Source organism: Kribbella alba, from assembly GCF_039529635.1.
Taxonomy (GTDB): Bacteria; Actinomycetota; Actinomycetes; order Propionibacteriales; family Kribbellaceae; genus Kribbella; species Kribbella alba.
Genome location: NZ_BAAANE010000003.1, coordinates 420372 through 444100, shown reverse-complemented (window position 1 = coordinate 444100; position 23729 = coordinate 420372). Strand labels below are relative to the sequence as shown.

The 23729-nt window shown below is 66.2% G+C and carries 17 protein-coding genes; 6 read left to right on the top strand and 11 right to left on the bottom strand.

The window, feature by feature from the left end; genetic code table 11:
* Positions 1 to 9 precede the first annotated feature (9 nt).
* The 5 genes from ABD210_RS06405 to ABD210_RS06385 all read right to left on the bottom strand — a co-directional run bounded on the left by ABD210_RS06405 (position 10) and on the right by ABD210_RS06385 (position 7301).
* Entirely contained in the window at positions 10 to 2292 is a 2283-nt protein-coding gene (locus ABD210_RS06405) for a glycoside hydrolase family 95 protein (protein WP_344109833.1), read from the bottom strand.
* A 107-nt stretch (positions 2293 to 2399) separates the two neighbouring features.
* Positions 2400 to 4067: a type 2 periplasmic-binding domain-containing protein gene (locus ABD210_RS06400; RefSeq protein ID WP_344109832.1), complete on the bottom strand. Its 1668-nt coding sequence runs from the start codon at positions 4065 to 4067 to the stop codon at positions 2400 to 2402.
* 27 nt (positions 4068 to 4094) lie between these two features.
* On the bottom strand, positions 4095 to 5042 hold the full coding sequence (locus tag ABD210_RS06395) for a carbohydrate ABC transporter permease (protein WP_344109831.1): 948 nt from the start codon (positions 5040 to 5042) through the stop codon (positions 4095 to 4097).
* Between the two features lie 28 nt (positions 5043 to 5070).
* The gene (locus tag ABD210_RS06390; protein ID WP_344109830.1) at positions 5071 to 6069 is read right to left on the bottom strand and encodes an ABC transporter permease; all 999 of its coding nucleotides are present in this window, start codon (positions 6067 to 6069) and stop codon (positions 5071 to 5073) included.
* Positions 6070 to 6719: 650 nt separating this feature from the next.
* Complete coding sequence (locus tag ABD210_RS06385; RefSeq protein ID WP_344109829.1) at positions 6720 to 7301, bottom strand: GNAT family N-acetyltransferase; 582 nt, start codon at positions 7299 to 7301, stop codon at positions 6720 to 6722.
* 1817 nt (positions 7302 to 9118) lie between these two features.
* Here ABD210_RS06385 and ABD210_RS06380 point away from each other — a divergent pair.
* Complete coding sequence (locus tag ABD210_RS06380) at positions 9119 to 10375, top strand: MFS transporter (RefSeq protein ID WP_344109828.1); 1257 nt, start codon at positions 9119 to 9121, stop codon at positions 10373 to 10375.
* Here the strand turns inward: ABD210_RS06380 and ABD210_RS06375 are convergent.
* Positions 10372 to 11355: a TerC/Alx family metal homeostasis membrane protein gene (locus tag ABD210_RS06375; RefSeq protein ID WP_344109827.1), complete on the bottom strand. Its 984-nt coding sequence runs from the start codon at positions 11353 to 11355 to the stop codon at positions 10372 to 10374. The two genes, ABD210_RS06380 and ABD210_RS06375, sit on opposite strands and share 4 nt — an antisense overlap.
* Before the next feature lie 370 nt (positions 11356 to 11725).
* Between ABD210_RS06375 and ABD210_RS06370 the strand changes: the two genes are divergently transcribed.
* A complete protein-coding gene (locus ABD210_RS06370; protein WP_344109825.1) occupies positions 11726 to 11944 on the top strand; it encodes a DUF6458 family protein in 219 nt (72 codons plus the stop codon).
* Positions 11945 to 11954: 10 nt separating this feature from the next.
* On the opposite strand, the gene ABD210_RS06365 is transcribed toward ABD210_RS06370, so the two are convergent.
* Positions 11955 to 13247, bottom strand: coding sequence for an FAD-binding oxidoreductase (locus ABD210_RS06365; protein WP_344109824.1), 1293 nt, complete (start codon positions 13245 to 13247; stop codon positions 11955 to 11957).
* Positions 13240 to 14133: an LLM class flavin-dependent oxidoreductase gene (locus ABD210_RS06360; protein ID WP_344109822.1), complete on the bottom strand. Its 894-nt coding sequence runs from the start codon at positions 14131 to 14133 to the stop codon at positions 13240 to 13242. Before ABD210_RS06360 ends, ABD210_RS06365 begins: the two co-directional genes overlap by 8 nt.
* A 67-nt stretch (positions 14134 to 14200) precedes the next feature.
* Between ABD210_RS06360 and ABD210_RS06355 the strand changes: the two genes are divergently transcribed.
* The 3 genes from ABD210_RS06355 to ABD210_RS06345 all read left to right on the top strand — a co-directional run bounded on the left by ABD210_RS06355 (position 14201) and on the right by ABD210_RS06345 (position 16704).
* A complete protein-coding gene (locus ABD210_RS06355; RefSeq protein WP_344109821.1) occupies positions 14201 to 14548 on the top strand; it encodes a winged helix-turn-helix transcriptional regulator in 348 nt (115 codons plus the stop codon).
* 139 nt (positions 14549 to 14687) lie between these two features.
* On the top strand, positions 14688 to 15716 hold the full coding sequence (locus ABD210_RS06350) for an NADPH:quinone reductase (RefSeq protein WP_344109819.1): 1029 nt from the start codon (positions 14688 to 14690) through the stop codon (positions 15714 to 15716).
* A gap of 226 nt (positions 15717 to 15942) precedes the next feature.
* Positions 15943 to 16704, top strand: a complete 762-nt coding sequence (locus ABD210_RS06345; RefSeq protein WP_344109818.1) for a class I SAM-dependent methyltransferase — start codon at positions 15943 to 15945, stop codon at positions 16702 to 16704.
* On the opposite strand, the gene ABD210_RS06340 is transcribed toward ABD210_RS06345, so the two are convergent.
* From ABD210_RS06340 to ABD210_RS06330, 3 genes are all read right to left on the bottom strand, one after another.
* On the bottom strand, positions 16701 to 18395 hold the full coding sequence (locus tag ABD210_RS06340) for a galactose oxidase early set domain-containing protein (RefSeq protein ID WP_344109817.1): 1695 nt from the start codon (positions 18393 to 18395) through the stop codon (positions 16701 to 16703). The genes ABD210_RS06345 and ABD210_RS06340 overlap by 4 nt on opposite strands.
* A 512-nt stretch (positions 18396 to 18907) precedes the next feature.
* Positions 18908 to 20344, bottom strand: a complete 1437-nt coding sequence (locus ABD210_RS06335; RefSeq protein WP_344109815.1) for a GuaB1 family IMP dehydrogenase-related protein — start codon at positions 20342 to 20344, stop codon at positions 18908 to 18910.
* Between the two features lie 171 nt (positions 20345 to 20515).
* Complete coding sequence (locus ABD210_RS06330) at positions 20516 to 22159, bottom strand: phospholipase D-like domain-containing protein (protein ID WP_344109814.1); 1644 nt, start codon at positions 22157 to 22159, stop codon at positions 20516 to 20518.
* Between the two features lie 395 nt (positions 22160 to 22554).
* Between ABD210_RS06330 and ABD210_RS06325 the strand changes: the two genes are divergently transcribed.
* Positions 22555 to 23661 carry a sugar ABC transporter substrate-binding protein gene (locus tag ABD210_RS06325; protein ID WP_344109812.1) on the top strand — a complete coding sequence of 369 codons (1107 nt, stop codon included), beginning with the start codon at positions 22555 to 22557 and terminating at the stop codon, positions 23659 to 23661.
* The last annotated feature ends 68 nt before the right edge of the window (positions 23662 to 23729 follow it).

The window sequence follows — 23729 nt, the reverse complement described above, 5'->3', positions numbered from 1 at the left end:
TCGGACCTTCTAAGCCGTCAGTTCGAGCGTCTCGCCCGCATCCAGGGTGACCGGGAACTGCTCGCCGCCGGCCAGGCTGACGGCGAAGGTGCCGCCATGGTCGGAGGTCACCGTCGCACTGGTCAGCTCGCCGCCGGACCAGTCCACGTCGAAGGAGAGGCCACCACGCGCCCGCAGTCCGCGGAACGATCCGTCGGGCCATTCCGCCGGGACTGCCGGCAGCACACGGATCACATCCGTGTGGCTCTGGATCAGGAGTTCCGCGATGGCACCGGTCATGCCGAAGTTCGCGTCGATCTGGAAGATGCCGGAGCCGCAGTTGATGAGGTTGCCCGCCACCAGCGTGCTCAGGTAGTGCCGGATCACCCCCGCGGCCTTCTCGGATTCGCCAAGCCTTGCCCACAAGGCGACCAGCCAAGCGCTGGTCCAGCCCCCGGGAGCACTCCCAGAGGTGCGTACGCCGAGCGACGCGCGCGCCGCGGCAGCCCACTCCGGTGTACGGGCCGGGTCGATCTCCGCGCCCGGGTAGAGGCCGTACAGGTGGGACTGGTGGCGGTGGTCCGGCTCGGAGGGCTGCCAGTCGGTCGGCCACTCCATCAGCCGGCCGTCAGTAGCGATCGGGATCTCCGGCAGCCGGACGACGGCGGCCTTCGCGCGCGCGGCAAGGTCGGTGTCCAGCCCGAGCGCTTCCTCTGCCTCCAGGACGTTGGCGAAGAGCTCGCGCAGCACCCAGAGGTCGTACGTCGTGGTCAGGTCGACCGACGCCTTCTCGCCGGACGGAAGCACGAAATGATGCTCCGGAGCCGTCGACGGGATGAACTGCAGTCGCCCCTCGCGATCCTCCACCAGCATGGACAACGCGAACTCTGCCGCGCCGGCCAGCAACGGATAGGCCTTGTCCCGCAGGTAATCCAGGTCCAAGCCGAAGCGGTAGTGCTCCATCAGATGCGCCGACAACCAGATCCCGCAGGTGGCCGCCATCGACCAGACCGGGTCGTCTCCACCCTCGCCGACGGGCCAGGTCACACACCAGAGGTCGGCGTTGTGGTGTGACACCCACCCCGGGGCGTCGTACAGGATCCGGGCGGTTTCCCGGCCGGACTCGGCCAAGCCTTCCAGCAGGCCGACGAGTGGCTCGAAGCACTCCCCCAGCCCGGTGACGTCGGCCGGCCAGTAGTTCATCTGGGTGTTGATGTTGTTGGTCCAGTCGCTCGCCCACATCGGACGGCGGTCCTCGTTCCAGATGCCCTGCAGGTTGGCCGCCTGAGTGCCCGGGCGAGACGATGCCATCAGCAGGTACCTGCCGAACGCGAAGGCCAGCGCGGCCAGATCAGGATCGTTGCCTCCGGCAGCGACCGCCTTCACCCGCTCGTCCGTGGGCAGCTCGACCGGTACGCCGAGGCTGAGCTCGGCGCGATCGTAGAGCGCGACGTGATCGTCCAGGTGGCGCCGGCGCACCTTGCTCAGGTCGACCGCATCCACCAAGGCCGTCGCCTCCCGCAACGCTTCGGCCGGATCCGATCCAGGCTTGACGTTCCAGCCGGAGAAGGTGCTTGCCGCCGACAACACCAGCGTGGCGCTGTCCGCGCCTTCCACGCTGATGCCGGACTCGGTGACTCCGACCGACCCACCCGAGTTGAAGGAGCGCAGTACGACGCCGAAGCCGACGCCGTGGCCCTCGCGGTACTGGATGGGGTCGGGGCTCGTCCGGTACTCGATGGTCAGCTCTGAAGGCGCGTGGCCGGCGACAGCGACCGTCGTACCGTCGAGAATTGACGCCTGCACGGGATGCTCGCTGGACAGGCTGATGTCGAGGGTGACTGCGCCCGGCGAGTCGGCCGTGATCGACCAAACCATGACCTGATCCGGTGTCGAGACGTAGGTCTCCCGGTGGTAGCGCACGCCCTCACGGGTGTAGTCGACGGCGACGATGCCGGTCCGGAGGTCCAGCGAGCGCCGGTAGTCCTCCACGCCCTCGGCTTCGGTGATCAGCAGGTCGCCGAGCGGCTGGTATGACTCCACCAGCGGGCCCTGCAACGCGCGGGTCCGCTCAGTGGCGGCGAGCTGATCGCCTTCGTCCAGCAGCAATCGGCGGACGTCGGCCAGCACCCGCGGGCCATCCTCGACCTCCAGTTTGCGGGGACCGTCGCCCGACCACACGTCGTCGAGATTGAGGGCGACCCGCTCATTCCCGACCCGGCCGAAGACCTTCGCGCCGAGATGGCCGTTGCCGACCGGGAGCGCCTCGAACCAGTCGGGGGCAGGGGTACGGAACCACAGTTCGTGCGACATGGTGAGCTTTCCGTGGGAGCGGCCGCGCCGAGAGCCAGGACGGTGGCTCCCGGCGCGGCCGGGGTGTCACAGCCGGAGGGGACGGCCGTGGTGGGGCTTACTCGCGTTTACTTGCTACCGGACTTGTACTTGTCGTACGCCTGCTGCTGGATCTGCAGGTAGCGGGTCATGCCGGTGCTGTCGAGACCCTTCACATAGGCGTCCCAACCGGTGTCGATGTTCTTCGATCCCGTGATGAAGGCGAGCTGGTTCTGCGTGACGTAGCTGTTCAGGTTCGTCTGCAGCGTGGCCAGTTCGGAGCTCAGGCTCGGGTCCGGCCAAACGGAGGTCGCCGGGAACACCTGCGCCTTGTCCGCGTGCCCGTCGTACTGCTTGGTTGCGTCGAACAACCGTCGCTCGAGGCCTGCCTCGGAGTAGATGTCGGTCGGCACGGCCTGAGCGTTGCGGAACGCCAGCGTGTTGTTGTACTGCGCGAGCGCGCCCCAGGAGAGGTTCTTCGGCGTCGTGGCGCTCGGCTTCGGCTTGTACTGCGGCTTCACGCTCTGGTCGAGGGCGACGTCAGTGGGGCCCGGCTTGGTCCAGCCGACACCCTCCGGACCCATGTTGCCGATCCGCTGACCCTCGTCGGTGTAGATGTAGTCGAGCATCTTGATCGCGGCGACCTGCGCCTCCTTGCTGGACTTGTTGGTCAGCATGAAGGTGTAGCCGGTGGAGGTCGGGTTGTTGTAACCGGTGTAGCTCTTGCCCTCCGGACCGGTCAGCGGCGGGACGGAGTCGTACTGCTTGTCGCGGCCGTCCTTCGAACCGAGCTGCACGAAGATGCCCGGCCACAGCACCGGCACCGAGCCGAGCGTGATGGCCTTCGGGTTGTTGCCCTGGGCTTGCAGTGCGGCGGCATTCTGGGTGAAGGCTGCCTGGTCGATCAGGCCTTCCTTGTACAACGAGTTGATGTACTTCAGGCCTTCCTTCCACTGCGGGCTGTTGACCGGCGTGACGACCTTGTCGCCGTTCAGCGTGATCAGCGAGCGGACACCGTTGTTGGCGCCGACCGGGTCATAGGCGAACGCGTTCATCAGGTACGCGATCAGGCTGCTGTCCTGCGGGTCGGTGGTCATCGGGATCTCGTCGGCCTTGCCGTTGCCGTTCGGGTCCTTGGTCTTGAAGGCCCGCAGCACGTTGCGCAGGTCCTCGGTGGTCTTCGGCACCTGCAGGCCGAGCTTCTTCAGCCACGTGCTGTTGATCCAGAGCTTGTCCGGGTAGGTGCAGTGGTAGCAGTCAGCCCACTGCGGCAGTGCGTAGATGTGGCCGTCCGGTGCGGTCGACATCTCCTTGTAGGTCTTGTTGGAGTCCAGCGCCTTCTGGATGTTCGGCGCGTTGTCCTTGATCAGCTGCTCCAGCGGCACCGCCACCCCCTGCTGGCCGAGCTTGAGCACCTCGGCCTGCGTGAAGGCGTCGATCCACGGGATCAGGAAGAACAGGTCAGGGTAGTCGCCGCTGGCCAAAGAGATCTGGCGCTTCTCCTTGGCCGGCCCGGAGTCGAACGTCGTGGTCTGCCAGCGGAACTGGATCTTGAACTTGTCGCTCATGATCTTGGTCACCGCGTTGGTGTCCATGTTGGTGTTCGGGTCGGCCGGGGTGAAGGTGTCGATGATCACCTTGCCGTCGGCCGACGTCTCGGCCTTCACGCCGTCTGTGGAGTTGTTCGAGCTGCAGCCGACTGCTGCGAGCACGATGGCGACCGCCAGCGCGGCCACCTTGCTCGTAGTTGAGCGCATTGCGATGTTTCCTTTCTGGATTTACTGCTAGCCCTTGACGGCGCCGACCATCACGCCCTTGGTGAAGTGGCGGGCGATGAACGGGTAAATGAGCAGTACGGGCAGACTCGAGATGACGATGAGCGCGTACTTCAAGACGTTGGCCAGCTGTTGCTGTTCGAGCTGCTGGGCCAGGTCGTTGGAGGAGCCGGTGGCAGAGTTCAGGATGAGCACGTTCCGCAGCACGATCTGCAACGGGTAGAGACCGGGGTCCTTCAGGTAGATCAGCGCGTCGAAGTAGGTGTTCCACTGGAAGATCGCGTACATCAGTGCGATCACCGCGATCACCGGCTTGGACAGCGGCAGCACGACCGACCACAGGAAGCGCAGGTCGCTGGCGCCGTCGAGCACTGCCGCCTCGTACAGCTCGTCCGGAATGGTGCTGCGGAAGAAGGTCCGCGCGATGATCACCTGCCAGACACCGATCGCACTCGGGATCACCATCGCCCAGCGGGTGTTCAGCAGGCCCATGTCCTGGACCACCAGGTACGTCGGGATCAGGCCGCCGGAGAACAGCATGGTGAACAGCAGCAGGCTCATGATCACGTTGCGGCCGAAGAACGTCCTGCGCGACAACGGATAGGCGATCGCGATGGTCAGGGTGACGCTGATGAAGGTGCCGCCGATGGCGTAGATCAGCGAGTTGTAGTAACCCTGCAAGATCTGCGGATCGCTGAGGGCCTGCTGGTACGCGCGCAGGCTGGGCTCGACCGGCCAGAGGAATACCCGGCCCGCGCTCACCGCGCTCGCGCTGCTGAACGAGTTGGCGACCACGTAGATCAGCGGGATCAGCACCAGGATCAGGGCGATCCACAGCATCGTCTTGACGCCGAACAGGAAGATCCGGTCTCCCCGGGTCTCGGCGATGGTGGACTTCTCCACCTGGCCGCCGGCCTTGTTCAACCGCGACCGGAACGGCTGCAGCGTGACGCTCATCGGTTCTCCTCCGACAGATGGCTCGCGATCATGACCACAGTCCGTTCCCGGTGATCCGCTTGGCGACGAAGTTGACCACGACCAGCAGGACCAGGTTGACCACGGAGTTGAACAGACCGACCGCGGTGGCCATGCTGAAGTCCGCGTTCAGCAGGCCGGTCTTGTAGACGTAGGTGGCGATGATCTCCGACTGCGCCAGGTTCAGCGGGTTCTGGAACAGGAAGACCTTCTCGAACCCGATGGACATGATGTTGCCGACGCCCAGCACGAGGATGATCACCGCGGTCGGCATGATGCCGGGCAGGTCCACGTTGCGGATCCGCTGCAGCCGGCTGGCGCCGTCGATCTTGGCCGACTCGTGCAGTGCCGGGTCGATACCGGACAGCGCGGCCAGGTAGATGACGGCCGAGTAGCCGGTGGTCTGCCAGACGTCGGACCAGACATAGATATGGCGGAAGTAGTTCGGATCGCCCAGGAAGTCGATCTGTGGGATGCCGAACAGGCCGATCGCGTCGTTCACGAAGCCGATCCGCGGCGACAGCACCAGAATCGTCATCGAGACGACCACGACCGTGGAGATGAAGTACGGCGCGTAGGTGACCAGCTGGACGGTCTTCTTGAAGAAACCCTGCCGGATCTCGTTCAGCGCGATCGCCAGGATGATCGGGATCGGGAAGCTGGCCAGCACCGTGTAGGCGGCGAGGATGAAGGTGTTCTTCACCAGCGTCCAGAACACCGGGTTCTGGAAGAACAGCTCGAAGTTCTTGAAGCCGATCCATTCGCTGCCCCACGGCCCCTTGATCGGGCTGTAGTTCTTGAACGCGATCACCGCGTTGGAGATCGGGATGTACTTGAAGATCACGAAGTACGCGAGTGGGACGAGGATCAGCAGGTAGAGCTGCCAGTGCCGCCGGAAGCTGCGCCTGGCCTCGGTCCAGCGTCCGGTCCGCTTGATCCTGGCGGCCTGCGCCGCCTGTTTGACCACTGGTGCCGGCGGCGCCGGTTTCACCTCGATCGTTCCGCTCACACCGCTTCCCTTCGTGATCCCGCACGAGCTGTGACGGGCCGTCACTACCTGGACCCAAACCGATATCCGATAGGATTTCGGCTTCCATTCCGGGAGAATGACACAGAACGCCGGAGAGTGGAAGGGGCGCGCCGCCGGTCGATACCTGACCTTGACCGAACCCACAGAGTCCGTTACCCAGAAGGACATTACGAAGTTGCCTAGGGCAACGAAGCTGGACCGCACCGCCGAAAGATCCCGTGGATCACCACGGGATCTGGGCGGCCGTCAGCGTCCGGGAAGGTCTGGGGGCGAAAGTCGTTCTGAGCGGCCGACTTCCGGACCGAACCGGATTTCTTTCCTTTGTGAACTATATGCAGTCAACTGCCCTGCGCCACGTATGTCAAGACGTGAATCCGAGGATATCGGCCAGAACAACCGACGCCGTTCGGCTGCGGAGCGGACCGCCGCGTCGATCATCGCGACGCTGTGTACGTTGCCGTGCAGCCTCCGCTGCCCTCCGCGCCGTCCACCCGGCCTGCGGAGCGAGTGTGCGGACCCGGTTGTCGGCAAACGCTTACCGGCAGCGTGGTGCGCACACTCGCCCGCAGACGCATCACACTCGACGGCCCATTCTGTGGGGAATCGCGACGTCGATCCGGCCACCCGCTCTAGGTGTCGCCGCGGAGGCGGCCGTGGACGTGCCAGTCGTGCCAGCCGTCCGCGTGTTTGATCGCCTGGCGCAGCGTTCCTTCGAGCAAGAACCCGGTTCTGGCGGCGACCCTGCACGACGCCACGTTCGCGGTCGAGTGCTGGATGCCGAGCCTGTTGAACCCGATGGTGCAGAAGGCCCAGCCCGTCAACGCCTGCACGGCCCTCGCGGCGACGCCCTCGCCACGGGCTGCCGGCGTCACCCAGTAGGACAGCCCGGCCGATCCCTCTGCCAGTGAGATGTTGCGCAGCCCGACCTGCCCCAAGACCTCGTCCGCACCGTCGACCACTGCCCAACTGGCCGCGTTCTCGGCGTTCCAGCGCTCAACCCACTGAGCCGTCCACTCGCGAGCCTCGTCCTCGTCGTCAATGCGCCGCACGTGCCACCGCTGGATCTCCGCACAGTCGAACGCCACCTTCACCGCCCCCGCATCCCCGGAACGCCAGGGCCGCAGTACCAACTCCGCATCGACCTGCAGGCGGGGCTGCTGGAGCCCACGCAGAGTTCCGCTGGGCAAGGCCGGTTCGACAAGTAGGGGCACGCCGCGATCCTACGGTTGGGCGTCCCGGTCAGTCGCAACTCGCGTTCGATCATCAGCAGATCGAAACCGCTCGATCCTCAGCCCGGAAGGGTGCCCCGGCGGGGTGCCCGGTGGGGTGCCCGGTGGGGTGCCCGGTGGGGTGCCCGGTGGGGGTGCCCGGTGGGGGTGCCCGGGAGGGTGCCCGGTGGGGTCGGCTGCCGGGTTGTTCGGACGCTGGCGGCAAATAGGGCGCTACCGGTCGAAGATGCCGTTACCGATGGCCGGGATCGCGCTGTGTCGGCGGAGCCGACGCCCGGGTGAGGAACCGCGCGAGCCGGCGGTACGGCGTACGAGGGCAGCGAGCAGCTGGGTCGCTCAGACGGTTTCCTCGCCCGGACCAGGACCCGCCGGCGGGACTTGGGGCCAGACCCGCCGGCGGGACTTGTGGGCCAGATCTGCAGGCCGAGGGCCGGTTCGCGGACCGGTCGGCCAGATCTAGGGAGCTCGGACACCTACCGGGGACCTTTGGTCAGGGTATTTCTTGTCCGAGGACCCGAGGTGGTGTCCGGACCCACCACGGCGACCCATCGGTCCGCGCACGTGGATACGGTCGCGCAATCCTTGCGTGGCAAGAACAGCAGGCCGGCGAGCACGTCGCGAGCAACCCGCCAGCCGGTACTGCGATGTTCGGCGCGTACGTGCAGGAGTCGCAGCATGAGGTCCGGGATCTACTGGTTGCCGCTGGCTACAAAGTGGCCTTTACCAGGGTGCAGATGGCGATGGAGCTGACCGAGCACGGGCCAGTGGAACTACCCACTGGCCCGTGGTCTTGCCTCCGCGCTGTTGCTGGCGAATCACCGGAGCCTGCGGGATCGCGGCGTACGGACCGCGAAGTTGTGGACGGTTCAAGACAACTTGACCCGTCGCGCTGCATGAGAAGCGCGGCTACCGGATCTTCATGCGGCAGCCGCGCTATCGCAAAGCGTTCTGACAGCCCCTAGGACCAGCTAGCCGGCGATCGCCGAAGAAAGGAAAGACCCGACCCGACCATCACGGGGGAACGGCCGGGCCGGGCTATCTCGATAGTACCCGCGCGTAGCCCCTCAAACCGAGAAGCCGGCCCCGCTTTTCGCTGCTGCCGCGGTCAGCGGACTACTTGACGCCGGTCGGCTCGCTGAGTACCAGTTGAGCCACCTACAACCGCGGATCCATCGGCTTCCACGAGGGACGTGGCGCTCAACAGGTCTCGCATGGTTTGTGCTGAACTGACGACAGTAATGGCAAGGGCTGCGGAATGAGGCCCTGTGACCCCACTCCACACCCCGATCTTCAGTTACCCAGAGCTACTGATCCTCAGATCAGCACCGGTTCAGACCGATGATGTCCCCGGTGTTGCCGCCCGCATGGCCTGGGTGTGAACCTCGCAGGTATTCGGCGCCTTGTACACCCACGTGTAGTCAGTACCGTTCGTGGCGCTGAACCTGGCGCCGCACGATTTCCCCGTCATCGTGGGTGAGATGCCAGTCGCGCGGGCTCATATTCGCCCAGCGATTCCGGTGCGCAATCGACAACTTACGCCCCGTAGTCAAAACCACCAGAGCGAACAAAAGAGGTGCTCCAGCCGGTCGCCGGAAACCCACAGGCAGCACGGGCCAGAGTCCTCTATCCTGCGAAAATGCAACGTAGTTCCTGAAAGCGCACCACCGCCTTCACCTGGCAGGCCCTGATGCCTTCCTGAGATGTGCCGTCGTGCGTCACGTCCGAGCGCTTGACCGTCGCCGAGGAACGGTCGCGCTTCGTCATGCCCGCACACGCGATGCTTTCAGGAGCGATCGACGATGTCTTTGCCTGCCTACCGGGCCGCTGATCCGGCCCGAACGTACTACGCGTTCAACGGCGCGTGGGCCTTTCTCTCCGCGCTGACCTTCACGCTCAGCATGGTCTACTACGTCAAGGAAGTGGGCCTGAGCCCGCTGCAGATGGTCCTGGTCGGGACCACCCTGGAGGTCGCCTGCTTCCTGTTCGAGGTGCCGACCGGCATCGTGGCCGATCTCTACAGCCGCAGGCTGTCCATCATCATCGGGTTCGGCCTGATCGGTGCGGGATTCCTGCTGCAGGGCTTGGTGCCGACATTCCTGGCCGTGCTCGCCGCCCAGGTGCTGTGGGGTATCGGCTACACCTTCACCTCGGGAGCCGACCAGGCCTGGATCACCGACGAGATCGGCGAGGACCAGGTCTCGCGGGTCTTCGTGCGCGAGCAGCAGCTCAACCTGAGCTGCACGATCGTCGGCACTGTCACCGCAGGCACACTCGGCCTGGTGAGCCTGCCGCTGCCGATGACGCTGTCCGGTGCCGGGATGGTCCTGCTCGCGCTCGCACTACTGGTCTTCATGCGGGAGGAGAACTTCCACCCCACCCCGAAAGCCGAGCGGGAGAACTTCCGGCAGATGGTCGATACGTTCAAGCACGGTCTGGCGGTTGCGCGACAGCGCCCGGTGGTGCGGACGCTGGTGCTCATGAGCTTGATCTCCGGGCTGTCCAGCGAGGCGTTTGACCGGCTCTGGTCGGTGAAGATCCTCACCGACTTCAGCTTCCCGGAGTTGTTCGGGACCTCCGACCCGGCGGTTTGGTTCACAGTGCTCGCGCTGGCCGGCACCTTCCTGTCGCTGGGCGCCTCCCTGGTGGTCAACAAGGTGTCGCCCGAACGGGTCAACGCCCTGCACCCGAAAGGCCTGCTCGCGCTCTTCGGCGCACTCCAGGTGGCCGGTATCGTCGGCTTCGCGCTGGCCGGTCACCTCTGGCTCGCGCTGGCCGCGATGTGGCTCAACCAGGTGGCGGGGACGATCGCCTACCCGGTCGAATCGGCCTGGCTGAACCGCAATGTCGAGTCCCGCTCCCGGGCCACGGTGATCTCGATGGTGGCCCAGTCGAACGCCATCGGCCAGGTCGTCGGCGGACCACCACTCGGCGCCCTGGCCGGACGCACCTCGCTTCGTACTGCGCTGGTCGTGTCCGGGCTGATCCTGACCCCGATCCCGCTGCTCTATCTGCGGCTCAGGCCAGCCCGGACCGTAGTACCGGTGGAAACGGTCTAGTCGGCCTCGACCTCGACCTCGACGCGGCGGCGGTCGTAGCCGGACTTGATCAGGCTTGCGACCGTCGTCACGAGCAGGGTGCCGGCGATGAAGCCGAGTGAGGTGGCGATGCCGATGTGCGGCAGGTGGATCGCGCCGATGTCGTCGATGTGCGAGCCGTGCAGTGCCTCGATGATCAGCTTGATGCCGATGAACGCCAGGATCACCGACAGGCCGACGTTCAAGTAGATGACCCGCTCCAGCAGACCGCCGATCAGGAAGTACAGCTGGCGCAGACCCATCAGGGCGAAGGCGTTGGCGGTCAGCACGATGTAGGCGTCCTGGGTGAGCCCGAAGATGGCCGGGATCGAGTCGAGCGCGAAGATCACGTTCGCCATCCCGATCGCGGCGATCACGATCACCAGCGGGGTGAGCATCCGGCGCCCGTCGACCCTGGTGACCAGCTTCGCGCCGTCGTAGTCGTGCTGCAGCGGGAGGATCCGGCGCATCCCACGGATGACGGCGTTCTCCTGGAAGTCGTCCTCGTCGTTCTCGCCCTCGAGTGCCAGCCGGACCGCGGTGTAGACCAGGAACGCGCCGAAGATGTAGAACACCCAGCTCGCCGCCGCGATCGCCGCTGCGCCGGCCAGGATGAAGACCGCGCGGAGCAGCATCGAGACCACGATGCCGATGTAGAGCACCTTGTCCTGCGCCAGCGACGGCACCGCGAACCTGGCCATGATGATGACGAAGACGAAGAGATTGTCGACGCTGAGGCTGTACTCCGTGATGTAGCCGGCCACGAACTCGCCGCCGGACGCACCCGGGCTGAAGAGGAACAGGCCGACCGCGAACAGGCCCGCCAGGCCGATGTAGAACAGCACCCAGCGGGTCGCGTCCTTGATCGTCACGGTGTGCTTGCGGCGGGCGATCACGATCAGATCGAAGGCGACGATCGCGAGCAGTCCGACGATCGTGATGATCCACACGGACGGGGACATGACAGAGACCATTGAGGTACCTCCGGACGAGCGGCATGGGCGGGTCCGGAGGTCTCTTCCGCCCGACAGGTTCTCGGACCGACAGCACCGGGTCGAGCGGCCCGTCAGGACCGGTCTTCCGTGATGACGACGCTGCCGCGAAGGAATACTCCCCTCCACAAACGGGCCTACCCTACCCGGAACCGGCACCGATCGCCGTGCACCAGGTCACAGGCCGACCCGTCCTGCGCAGCATCGTATACCGCATACAGACTCCAAGGCCACCCCTCGCGTTTGCCCGGGGTAGCGGCCGGGCACCGGAGGTCCGCTGGGGCGACCGACTGTGACTGCGGCCGTGACTCCGGCTGTGACCCAACTGAGGAGGAGTTCGATGGGTATCGGTGCGGGAATCTTCCTGATCGCGGTCGGCGGTGTCCTGGCCTTTGCCGTGACCGACCGCATCAGCGGCGTGGACCTGACCATGGTCGGCTACATCTTGATGGGTGCGGGCGCCCTGGGCCTGATCCTTGCCGTGATCATCAACGGCCAGCGCACGCGCACGTCCCACACGGTTGTCGAGGAACGCCGCGATCGCGACCCGCGACTGTGATTCAAGCAGTTCAGGTTTGTCGCCGGAGTACTCCGGCGGGGTCGAAGTGGTCGCGCAACTTCGACACCCGGTCGCCGGCGACTCCAGGAAAGGCCTGGCGGAACGTCCTCTCGGTCGGGCGGCTCTCGAAGTTGCGGTAGGCGCCGTCGACATACGGGACGACGGCGCGCCAGGCTGCGTCGAGTTCGGCCCCGCCAGACGGCGGGAACTCGCTGAGGATCGCGAGCACCTGCTGATGCCGGTGCGGGTACGCGGTCGCCTCGCGATCGACCGCGTTGATCGCGCCACCTACTGATCGGAGTTGCAACAGCGGGCCGGTGGGATGAGCTGACACATCCATCAGCGCACGGGCACTCCCGCGGGTGAGGGTCGGCAGCAGGCCGCTCGTCGAGATGGACCGCTGCTGGCCCATGTTCGGATGCAGATGCCCGGTCGGGACCAGTGCCGAGTATGGCGCCAGTTGCGCGTGCTGGTCGACCAGCCGCAGCCCCAGTTTGCCGAGCGGCTTCGCGAGCTTGAGGTTGCCGTCAGCAACTACTGCCGTCAGCTGGAGCAGGAATGAACCACCCCGCGAGAACATGATGCCGTTCGTCGTGAGTTCGAGCGGTGCGTCCGCGAGGTGCTCCGACCACCGACGCAACGTGTCGCCGTTGCGATCCGCCTCGAGCAGAAGCTGGGCGACCCCGACGTCCGGGAGGGGCACCGCTTCGATCTCGAAGGCGACGGCGATCCCGACGCTGTCACCCGCGCCCCGCATCGCCCAGAACAGGTCCGGCTCGTTGTCAGCGTCCGCACGAACTTGCCGGCCGTCAGCCAGTACGACGTCGACGGCGCGAATGTGGTCGATGGTCAGCCCGTAGGACCTGGCGAACCACCCGATCCCGCCCGCGGTCGCGAGCCCACCGACCCCGACGTTGCCGTGGTCACCCGAGCTGATCGCCCATCCGTACGGCGCGAGCGCATCGGCCACTGTCGCCCAGCGCGCTCCCGGACCGATCCGGACGATCCGTGCGTCGCGGTCGATCACCTCGATCTGGTCCAGCTCGGACAGGTCGATGACGATGCCGCCGTCGTTCGACGACCGGCCGGACAGACCATGTCCACCACTTCGCACCGACAGCGGCATCTCACTCGCTCCGGCGAACACCACCGCGGCCGCGACTTCCGAAGCCGTCCGCGGCATCAGGATCAGCTCCGGCGAATGAACCTTCGTGTACGTCGAGCGCAGCCGCGGGTAGCGCCGGTCGCCCGGCCCGACGGCGCGATCGCTCAACACCTCGGGGAGCTCTGGCAGGTCAGGCATTCCGGGCCTCGTCGACGTTCGCGCGGACGGCGGGCATGACCTCGTTCGCGAAGATCTCCAGCTGTCCGGCAGGATCGGTGGTGGGCCAGAAGATGAAGGTGTCGAAGCCGAGCTCCACGGTCCACTCAGTCAAGGAATCGATCCAGGTCTGGGCGGAGCCGATCAGGCCGCGACCACCTCGGTGATCGCCGATCGCGCCGAGAACGTTGTAGATCCGGCGGATCTCCCGCGGGTCGCGTCCCGCAGTACGGGCGGCTTCGTCGATCAGGGCCTGTCGTCCGGCGACTTCGCCAGGAGGTACGTAGAGGTTGAGCGGGCAGACCCAGCCGTCGCTCGACCGGCCGGTGACGGCGAGCATTTTCGGGCCCATGCTGCCGACCCAGACCTCGATCGGCTCGGCCGGCACCGGACCGGCCTGGTAGCCGGCGATTTGGTGATGGACAGTGTCCAGCTGGACCGCTCCCCCACGTAGCGCGCGCCGGATGACCTGGATCGCCTCGTCCGTGAAGGCGACCATGTCGGATCCGCTGCGAGGTACGCCGCCCATCGCGGCGACCTCTTGAGCGCTGGCGCCACCGCCGACGCCGAGCTGAACCCGGCCGCCGGCCATCGCCGCGAGCGAGGCGGCCGCCTTGGCGACCAGGGTCGGCGGGCGGAGCTGGAGGTCGATGACGTCGGGGACGCCCGAGATCCGGTCGGTCTTGGCCAGGAGATACGTGAGCATCGTCCAGACGTCGAGGTAGCCGGGCTGGTAGGGGTGATCCTGCACGCCGAAGTAGTCGAGCCCACTGCGATCGGCCTGCTGGGCCAATGCGAGCGACGAGGCGAAATCCTGGGCGTCAGGATCGATGTTGATGCCGAAGCTGGGGGAATGTCCGTAGTCCACTCATCCATGGTGGGCAGGGGTGGACTGCCCTTGCAAACACGATATTAGCTACTTACTATTCGTAAGTATGAGTGCCACCACCCGCCGTCCGCTCCCGTCGATCCACAACGAGGAGGCCTGCCGGAGTTTCCAGGAAACGATGGAGCTCGTCGGCCGGCGCTGGAGCGGCGCGATCGTCCTCGCGCTGTCGTTCGGCGCCAGCCGCTTCGGCGAGATCCTCGCCTTGGTCGACGGCCTCTCGGACCGCCTCCTGTCCCAGCGCCTCAAGGAACTCGAGGCCGAGGGCATCGTCGTCCGCACAGTCGTGCCGAGCACCCCGGTCCAGATCCTCTACGGCCTCACCGACCGCGGCCAGGACCTCATGACCGTCCTCCAACCTCTGATCGACTGGGGCCTCGAGAGCCGCACCGACTGACCGAACCCGAGGATCCGGTCCGGCGGACCCGGAGCTGGTCGCCGGGGCCGGTTCACAGGTCAAGCTGGGCTTCCAGGAATATGGGCGGTGCGGCGCCAGCTATAGCCGGAATACGCGACCGAACTTCCTGGGAGTCCTGATGAAGGCAATCGTCCATGACCAGCACGGGCCCGCCGAGTCCGTCCTTCGCCTGGCAGACCGCGAGGTCCCCGAGCCTGGCAGCAGCGAGGTGCGGATTCGGGTAGCGGTGTCGGGCGTCAACCCGACGGACTGGAAGGCCCGCAGCGGCGCCTACGGCGGCGGAGAGCCGGTCGAGTCCGTGCCCAACCAGGACGGCGCCGGAGTCGTCGACGCCGTCGGTCCCGACGTCGACGGCATCGCGGTCGGGGACCGGGTCTGGGTGACGCTGGCCGCCCACGAACGGCCCGCCGGCGGGACCGCCCAGGAGTACACGGTCGTTCCCGCCAATCGGGTCTTTCCGTTGCCGGACAACGCCGACTTCGCGCTCGGGGCGAGCGTGGGCGTTCCCGCGATCACCGCGCACCGGGCTCTCACTGTCGCTGAGGGCGGCCCCGCACGCCTTGCCCCCGGGGCGCTGGAGGGGAAGGTCATTCTCGTCGCCGGCGGGGCCGGCGCCGTAGGCCACGCGGCGATCCAGCTGGCGCGCTGGGCCGGAGCCACGGTCATTGCGACCGTCAGCAGTCCCGCGAAGGCCGCCTATCCGACCGCTGCCGGCGCACATCACGTCGTGAACTACCAGGACGCGGATGCGGCCGCGCAGATCCGCGGTTTCGCATCTGACGGGGTCGATGTCGTGGTCGAGGTGGCGATCGGCGCCAACGCCGAGCTGGATCTCGAAGTACTGCGGCCGCGCGGCACCATCTCGATCTACGCCAACAACGGTGACAAGCCCTTCACCGTCGATGTCCGCCGGAACATGGGGCTGAACACCCGGTATCAGTTCGTCCTGCTCTACACCGTCGGGTGGGAGCTCCTCACCGCGGCCGCGGAAGACATCAACGCCGCGATCGCAGCCGGCGCCCTGCCTGTGGGCGAGGACGCAGGCCTACCCCTGCACCACTTCACCCTCGACCAGACCGCCGAGGCCCACCAAGCCGTCGAATCAGGCATCACCGGCAAGGTGCTCATCGACATCGCCCAGCTGTAAGCCATCGTTCCTGCCGGACAACTCCGGCTCCGCGCACGACACCGATCCACGACTCGGCGCCCCCCAGCCTGCCGCGGTGCCGCCGGAGGGCCTCGACAACGTCTGAGTCCCCGTGGCCGGACAGGATCGCCGGGTCGTCGAGGGTGATCACCGTGAGGTTCCGCTTCGGCCGGTACGGGACTGCGTCCATTGGTCGACTTCAGAGGGCCGTGATTACGATCTCTGGATGAAGCCTTCGGTGCATGCTGTTTCGCAGTACGGCGGGACTACCGGGAACCTCACGGGACGGATCGCGTTGCATGGGTTCAGCAACAATCCGCAGGGCTGGTTCGCGTGGTTGGCCGACCGGCTGCCGTTGGACGGTGAGGTGCTCGAGGTTGGCGCCGGGACCGGGAAGTTGTGGAGTGAGGTCGACCCGCGCGGGTTGCGGTTGACCTTGACGGACTTCTCGGCGGCGATGTGTGAGCAGTTGCGGTCGGTTCCGGGCGCGCGAGTGCGGCAGTGTGACGCGACGGAACTGCCCTTCGGCGACGCCAGTTTCGACAGCCTGATCGCGAACCACATGCTCTACCACCTCGACGACCCGACAGTCGCGTTGCGTGAGTTCTCCCGCGTACTCCGGTCCGGTGGGCGGCTGGCCGCCGCGCTGAACGGGCGCGACCACCTCGAGGAGCTCCGCGCGATCGGGCCCGCGGTCGGTCGGCCCGAGCTGCTCCGCGGTCTGGTGGTCAACGAACTGGTCGCGGAGAACGCGGCCGAGATGTTCAGCCGCTTCTTCGACGACGTCACCGTCGAGCGGTATCCGTCCGACCTCGAGGTCCCGGCGGTCGAGCCGATCCTCGACTACCTCGCCACCCTGACCCTCGAACCCCTCACGCCCGCGGAGCAGTCCGCAGTACGGGAGTTCGTGCAGCCGACTATCGATGCTGAGGGCAACTATCGGATCCGCGCACACACCGTCCTGGTGACCGCCGCGACGTGCAGCTAGCAACAACCGCTTCCGCAGCAGCAGCAGTCCGCGGCGGCCGACGAGACTCCGCCCGGCGGCTGAGGTCCGGCTGTCGGCACTGGGCCGGCGGCCGGTGCGCCTGCAGCTGGTGCAGCGGCTGACGTTGATCCGGCGCCGGCGACGGCGGCGGTGTTCTCGACTATGCGCACAATCTGCGCCTGCGACGGGATGTTGCGCCAGTCCCGGAGGGTCAACATGTAGAACCCGGGCGGGAGAATCCCTCGGTCGGCTTCGATCTTGATGTTGACACTCTTCGGCGGGCTGATGCTGACAGTCGTCACCGGCACGTCGACCGAGCGCTGGTTCGGATCAGACGAGTGGGTCACGGACCCGAGCCGGGTCAACCCAGCGCCGGCCACCGAAGCCGGGCCGCTGTAGGCCACCGGGTAAGTGCCACCGAGCTTCATCGTTGTCGCGACACTTGTGATCGCCGGGCGGTCTGGTGACCCGGGCTGCATATACCAGGGCTTGTAGACCTCGAACCTGTTCTCGACGATTTGTTCGCCGGCAGTCGTGCCCAGGGTGACGACAGATCCATCAGGCAGCAGCAGGCATGAACTGTGGTACATGCGGGGCACCGTCGGACTGGCCACCTGCTGCCAGGCCGTTCCACCGGCCTGCAGGACAGCCGCCTGGAGGCGCGGGTTCTTGTTGTGATCCGCGCCGCCGGCAACGAAGGCGGACTTGTCAGGCAGGATCGTCGCGCAACTGTGCATCGCCGCGAATCCCACGTACGGTCCCGTGGTGAACTTGTGCGACGCCGCGTTCAGGTCGACGGTCGCCGTGGTTCCGGTGGTACCGGTTCCGCATCCACCGCCGATCACCATGAACTTCTGGGCCTGCGCGGGGTAGAGCAGCAACGTGTTGGCCTGGTCCCGGCAGTCCGGGTAGAGCAGGCCGGGGATCGGATACCAGGCGTTGTTCGTCCAGTTCCAGCATCCCGGTGAAGTACCTGCGCGTCCGCCCATGTTGGCGCCGGAGTAGCAGAGGGTGCCGTTCTTCCTCAACACCATGCCGGCGTACAGGGGGAAAAGCCGGGTGCCGGGGAGCTTCGTGAACTGCCCCGTGGCCGGGTTGAAGCTCTCGTTGGTGGTGGTCAACTTGCCCGCAGCATCGAAGCCGCCCACGATGATGGGATTGCCGACAGCGTTGACCGGACCGTTCGGATACCAGCGTGCGACGTTCATCAGGCCTAACGGCGTGTACGTCTCAGTGGCGTCGTCGAACGCGAAGGATTCGCGAATGCCGGTGTAGCCCAGGCTGCCGTCCCCGTAGTGGGCGGTGCCGCCGAAGAACAGCACCCGACCATCGGGCAGGTGCGTGTGACCGGAACAGAACAGGTCGACGTCAGCCGGCATCGGGATCTCCCGGGGACACGACCCGGGGGGTGACTTGGGATCCCACAGCCACGTCTTGAAGACCTTCTGAGCGAAATTAGCCCTGCTATAGCCGGATCCAGCCGTCATCAGCACTTTGCCGGACTTCGTCACGCTGGCATGGATCGCGTTCACGTTGTAGTTGTTGACCGTGCAGGTGGCGACGACCGACCAGGACCCGGGATTCACGGGAGCAGCGGCCGCAGCGAGTTGCCGCGGTGCATAAACCGGTTGCTTCTCGGCGTTGGTGTAAACGTGATCAGGCGAGTACGCACCGTTAGGGTCCGACAGCATCAGACTGATGCAGTTGTTGAGTTCCGCAGCAGGCACCGTGTTGCAGGTGACGCCTTTCTGGGTCACCGCGGGCGCCGGCGCGACAGGCGAACTGGCGGTCTGCGCCGAACCAGCGGTCTGAGCCGAGCTGGCTGTAGCTGCGTTGAGTAGTGAGATGACTACAGCAATGACAACAACCAACGTGATTGCGAGGAAACTGTTCCGTGCGCGTAGTCGGCCCGTCACAATGAGCTCAGGATTTCGAGCTCGCCTACAAAGAGACAGGCAGCAGTGAATTTCGCGTTATTCATCCGAAGGCCCCCCAGCCCCAGTGGCAGCGCGCAGAACAGCGCAACTGCTCACCTGTGTATCGGAGCCGGGGAAAAAGCGTTACAGCGAGATTAATGCAGGCGCTCGGCCAGGTATTCTTCCGCGCTACGCTCCGCGACTGTTACACCCGCGAGAGTGAGGTTCTGGCCGGCGCGGCCAGATCCGGCACCAGGCCGACCGGCGCACCGCGAACGAGGCCGGCGTCACCAGCTGGTGTCGACCGGTTGCCCTTCGGTGTAGCCGGCGGCGGTCTGGATGCCGACCACGGCTCGGTCGTGGAACTCCGCGAGGTTGGTGGCACCGACGTACGTGCAGGAGCTGCGGATGCCGGACACGATGGAGTCGAGCACGTCCTCGACGCTCGGCCGTTCGGGGTCCAGGTACATCCGGGCAGTCGAGATCCCCTCGCCGAAGAATCCCTTCCGAGCACGCTGGAACGGGGTGTCGTCCGCAGTACGGAGTGCCACCGCCCGCGCCGACGCCATACCGAAGCTCTCCTTGTAGGTGCGGCCGTTGCTGTCGCGATGCGGGTCGCCCGGTGACTCATAGGTGCCCGCGAACCATGAGCCGATCATCACGCTGGACGCTCCCGCGGCCAGTGCGAGCGCCACGTCGCGGGGGTGCCGGACGCCGCCGTCAGCCCAGACGTGCTTGCCGAGTTCGCGTGCCCTGGTGGCGCATTCGAGGACGGCGGAGAACTGCGGCCGTCCGACAGCGGTCTGCATCCGGGTCGTGCACATCGCGCCCGGCCCGACACCGACCTTCACGATGTCCGCGCCGGCCTCGATCAGATCGGTGACCCCTTCGGCGGTGACGACGTTGCCGGCGACCACCGGCACGTGGGGCGAGAGGCCGCGGACGACACGCAGTACTTCGAGCATCCGCTCCTGGTGACCGTGCGCGGTATCGATGACCAGTACGTCGATGCCGGCGTCCAGCAGGGCCTTCGCCTTCTGCTCGGCGTCGCCGTTGATACCGATGGCCGCCGCGACCCGGAGCTTCCCGTGGGCATCGACAGCGGGTTCATAGAGCGTTGCGCGGAGTGCGCGCTGCCGCGTGAGGATCCCGACGATGCGGCCGTCGCCGTCGACGACGGGCGCCAACCGGTGGCGGCCGTCGTGCAGCTGGTCGAATGCCTCCTCGGCCGCGATCCCGGCCGGCAAGGTCAGCAGCTCGCGGGACATGATCCCTTCGAGCTGGGTGTAGCGGTCGACTCCCTCGCAGTCGGCATCGGTGACCACCCCGACCGCACGACCCCCGTCGACGACGATCACGGCGCCGTGGCCGCGCTTCGGCAAGAGGTTCAACGCCTCGCCGACCGTGCTGCTCGGGGTCATGGTGAGCGGCGTGTCGTAGATCGTGTGCCGATCCTTGATCCAGGAGACCACCTCGGCCACCACCTCGACCGGAATGTCCTGCGGGATCACCGCCAGCCCACCGCACCGAGCGATCGTCTCGGCCATCCGTCTCCCGGACACCGCGGTCATGTTCGCCGCGACGATCGGGATGGAGGCACCAGTGCCGTCACCGGTCGACAGGTCGACATCCAGGCGCGACGCGACCGCTGAACGGTTGGGCACCAGGAACACGTCGCTGAAGGTGAGGTCCTGCTCAGGAACCCGGTCATGATGAAAGCGCACGTCAACTCCCTCGAAGGACCAGACGGCCACCGGAGCCGGCAACCACCGCTGCCCAAACGGTACCCACTCCCCCGCTTCTAGAGCAGCGATTGCCGAAAGCAACGCCTCTCTTGCCGCCGAGGCTCGGGTCATCGCTCAGAGTGGCAGCCCGTTACCTTCGGTGTCGGACGGTTAACGGAAGAGGAGTCTCTGGCGGTAGCTCGGGGTCGTCTTGTCGTAGTACCGGCCGATCCAGCTGTCGTCGGGACTCAGGTACGTGGCCATGCCGTCCTCGTGGTGCAACTTCTGCCAGAGATAGCGGAAGTAGAAGTGGTTGAAGACCCGCATGAACTCGCCGAGGTAGATGTCGGCCACGCGGGGATCCCCCTGGATCACCAGCATGTTCTCGTCGTTCTCCTTCACCGACGGATCACTGAAGTTCCCCGAACCCGTGACGACGAGCGGCTGATCGCCGAGCGGATCGATGAGCATGTACTTGGTGTGGGTGTACTTGACCCTCGGGTTGAGACCGGTGAGTTGTTCCTTCGTCCAACGGTCCAGGATCGCAGTACGCAAAAAGGAGCCGACGGCAACCTTCACGTCATGGTCGGTCTCGAATCGCACATCGTCGCTGCCTGGTGGTTTCTCGAGAATCAGATAGCGCATGACGTCGGACTCGGGCTGGATGGCCGTGGCGATCTTCTCGTGCACGCCGAACGCGGCGGTCATGAAGAAGGACTTCTTCGCCTTCGCCGCCTCCCCGGCGTACCAGTCGACCAGGTCCAGACTCGTGCGCGGGCTGAAGATCGGAGCCACCCCTGCCGGCGGCGGAATCGCAGGCGTCGGCGTGGCCTCGGTGTCGGCCGGCCGGAGCCTGTCGTACTCGGGATCGACCGCCAGCCGTTTCCAGTATTCGACGTACTGCGCGGCGATGGCGGGGTCGCGAACGAGGTGCCCGACGTTGGACTGACCGAACAGACCACCCCAGGTGATGTTGGTGGATCCGGTCCAAACCTGCTGCGGCTCGTCATTGTGGAGCAGCACCAGGAACTTGTTGTGCGCTATCGCACTGTTGGTCTTCCTAGGGATCATCGACTGCTCGAGCCCCGCGGCCTCGATGGCCGGCTCGCTCGACTGCCAGACCTTCTTGCGGTCCGGATCATCGCTCGGTTTACCCCGCCGGTCATAGACGATCTGTACGTCGACGCCACGGTCGGCCGCCGCGGCGAGAGCGTCGAGCACCGGTGGATAGGCGAACTCGTAAACCGCACCCCGCAAGGCGAATCCGGCCCCTGTGGCTGACTCGATGAACCCGAGCAGAGCCTCCTCCAGCCCCCTCGACAACCAGTCGTACGCCGGATCGCTGCGGTCGTTGTCGCGCGGTGGCCGGCCGAACTTCTGCAGATAGGCCTGGCTCCCGGCCACGCCTCGGTTGAAGTGAATGGCGTGCGTACCCGTGTCGACCGACTCCGTGGCCACAGCGACGGTCACGTCCTGGCGGATCTCCAGGTTCTTCGGCTTCCCATAGAGGCCGACCACCCGATACTCGTAATCCCGCCCCGGCTTAGCCGTGTAGTCGCCCCAGAGAAATGACTGCACCGGATGATCCCTCAAGCTGACGGAGGTGCCCGCAGGAATCCCGTTCGAGGTCTCCTGGAAGACCTTCATCCCGCGCAGCCAGTACCGCTCGTCCTCCAGCGGATCCCACCGCTCAATAGCGAACCCCAACAGCCCTTTGGTCCGCGCCTTGGGAATATCGAGCCCCAGCAGCACGACATAGGTGCCCGCAATCGCGTGCACCCGCAAACCACCGGCATTGCCCGCACGACTCCGCATCCTGTCCCCCATTCCCCAAACGACCCGCACGCGCACTGCGAGTCACCACCCACCCAGACCGTACTGCGCCCCATCCCACTAAGCGAGCCTTCGACTCCACCCGTACTACGACCGATCTCCGTCGCCGCGAGCGAATCCCCATCGACGTCGCAGCTCGCTTCGGATCGCGTGATTCCCGCTAGCGGGTATCGCAGATAGGCGCCTGCCGGGACGACTTGCGACGCGGCTGAGCGGAGTCTGTCCCAGTAGAAACGCTCTTTTGGGCTTACCAGGTGGGATTCCCCGCGGCGCGACGTACCCGGGTTCGGTCGCGGAAGTGGACGTGAGGACTGTGGCGCGGGCGGGACCTCCGACGCGTGCGGTGTCCCCCTGCAGCGACTAGGAAGGACGCATCGATGCGAACATCACCCCGAAGGGCCCTGGCACTGGCCGGGGTCGTCGCGGCGCTGGTGGCTGGGCTGACCGCCTGTACCTCCAGCAGCAGTAGCAGTAGCTCCTCAACCTCCGCGCCGCCCGCCAACACCAAGGTGGGCATTCTGCTTCCCGACACGGCGTCCTCGCCGCGCTGGGTTTCGGCTGACCCCAACGAACTCAAGAAGCAGTGCGCCGCCAACGGACTCACCTGCTCCATCGACAACGCCAACGGCAGCGCGACGACTCAGCAGTCGCAGGCGCAGGCCCTGATCAACGCCGGCGTCGGGGTGCTCCTGGTGGTCAACCTGGATTCGGGGTCCGGCAAGGCGATCGAGGCCCTCGCCCAGCAGCACAACGTCGTCACGATCGACTACGACCGGCTGACCGCCGGCGGCACCGCGTCGTACTACGTGTCGTACAACAACGTGAAGGTCGGCGAGGACCAGGGCACAGCGTTGACCCAGGCATCGCAGGTGAAGGGCAAGACCGCGGTCAACTACGTCGAGATCGACGGGGCGCCTACCGACAACAACGCCACCCAGTTCAAGCAGGGCTACACGTCCGTGCTGTCGAAGCAGCCCGGCTGGAACCTGCTGGCCGACCAGACCGGCAACTGGGACGCGGCCACCGCGCAGACCGTGTTCACCACGATGCTCGGCCAGCACCCCAACATCAACGCCGTGATGGTTGCCAACGACACCATGGCGCAATCGGTCATCAACGTGCTGAAGTCCCAGGGCCTCGCCGGCAAGGTCGCGGTGTCCGGGCAGGACGCGACCGCCGGCGGACTCGACAACATCATGTCCGGCACCCAGGCGTTCACCATCTACAAGCCGGTCGCCGGTGAAGCGGACGTGGCGATCAAACTGGCCGCCCAGATCCTCGCGGGCCAGAAGCCCACCGCACCGACGACGACCAAGGACCCGACGACCGGCCGCGAGGTCCCGTCGTACCTGGCCAGCCCGACGGTCATCACCAAGGCGAACGTGGCCCTGCCGGTGACCGACGGCTATCTGACCGCCGCGGCAGTCTGCCCCACCGCCGCCCTCCAGACGCTGTGCGCGGCCAACGGCATCAAGACCCCGTAGCCGCGCATCAGCCGTGGGGGTGGCGCCTCGTCGGCGCCAACCCCACTCCCAACAGAACAGGTGATATG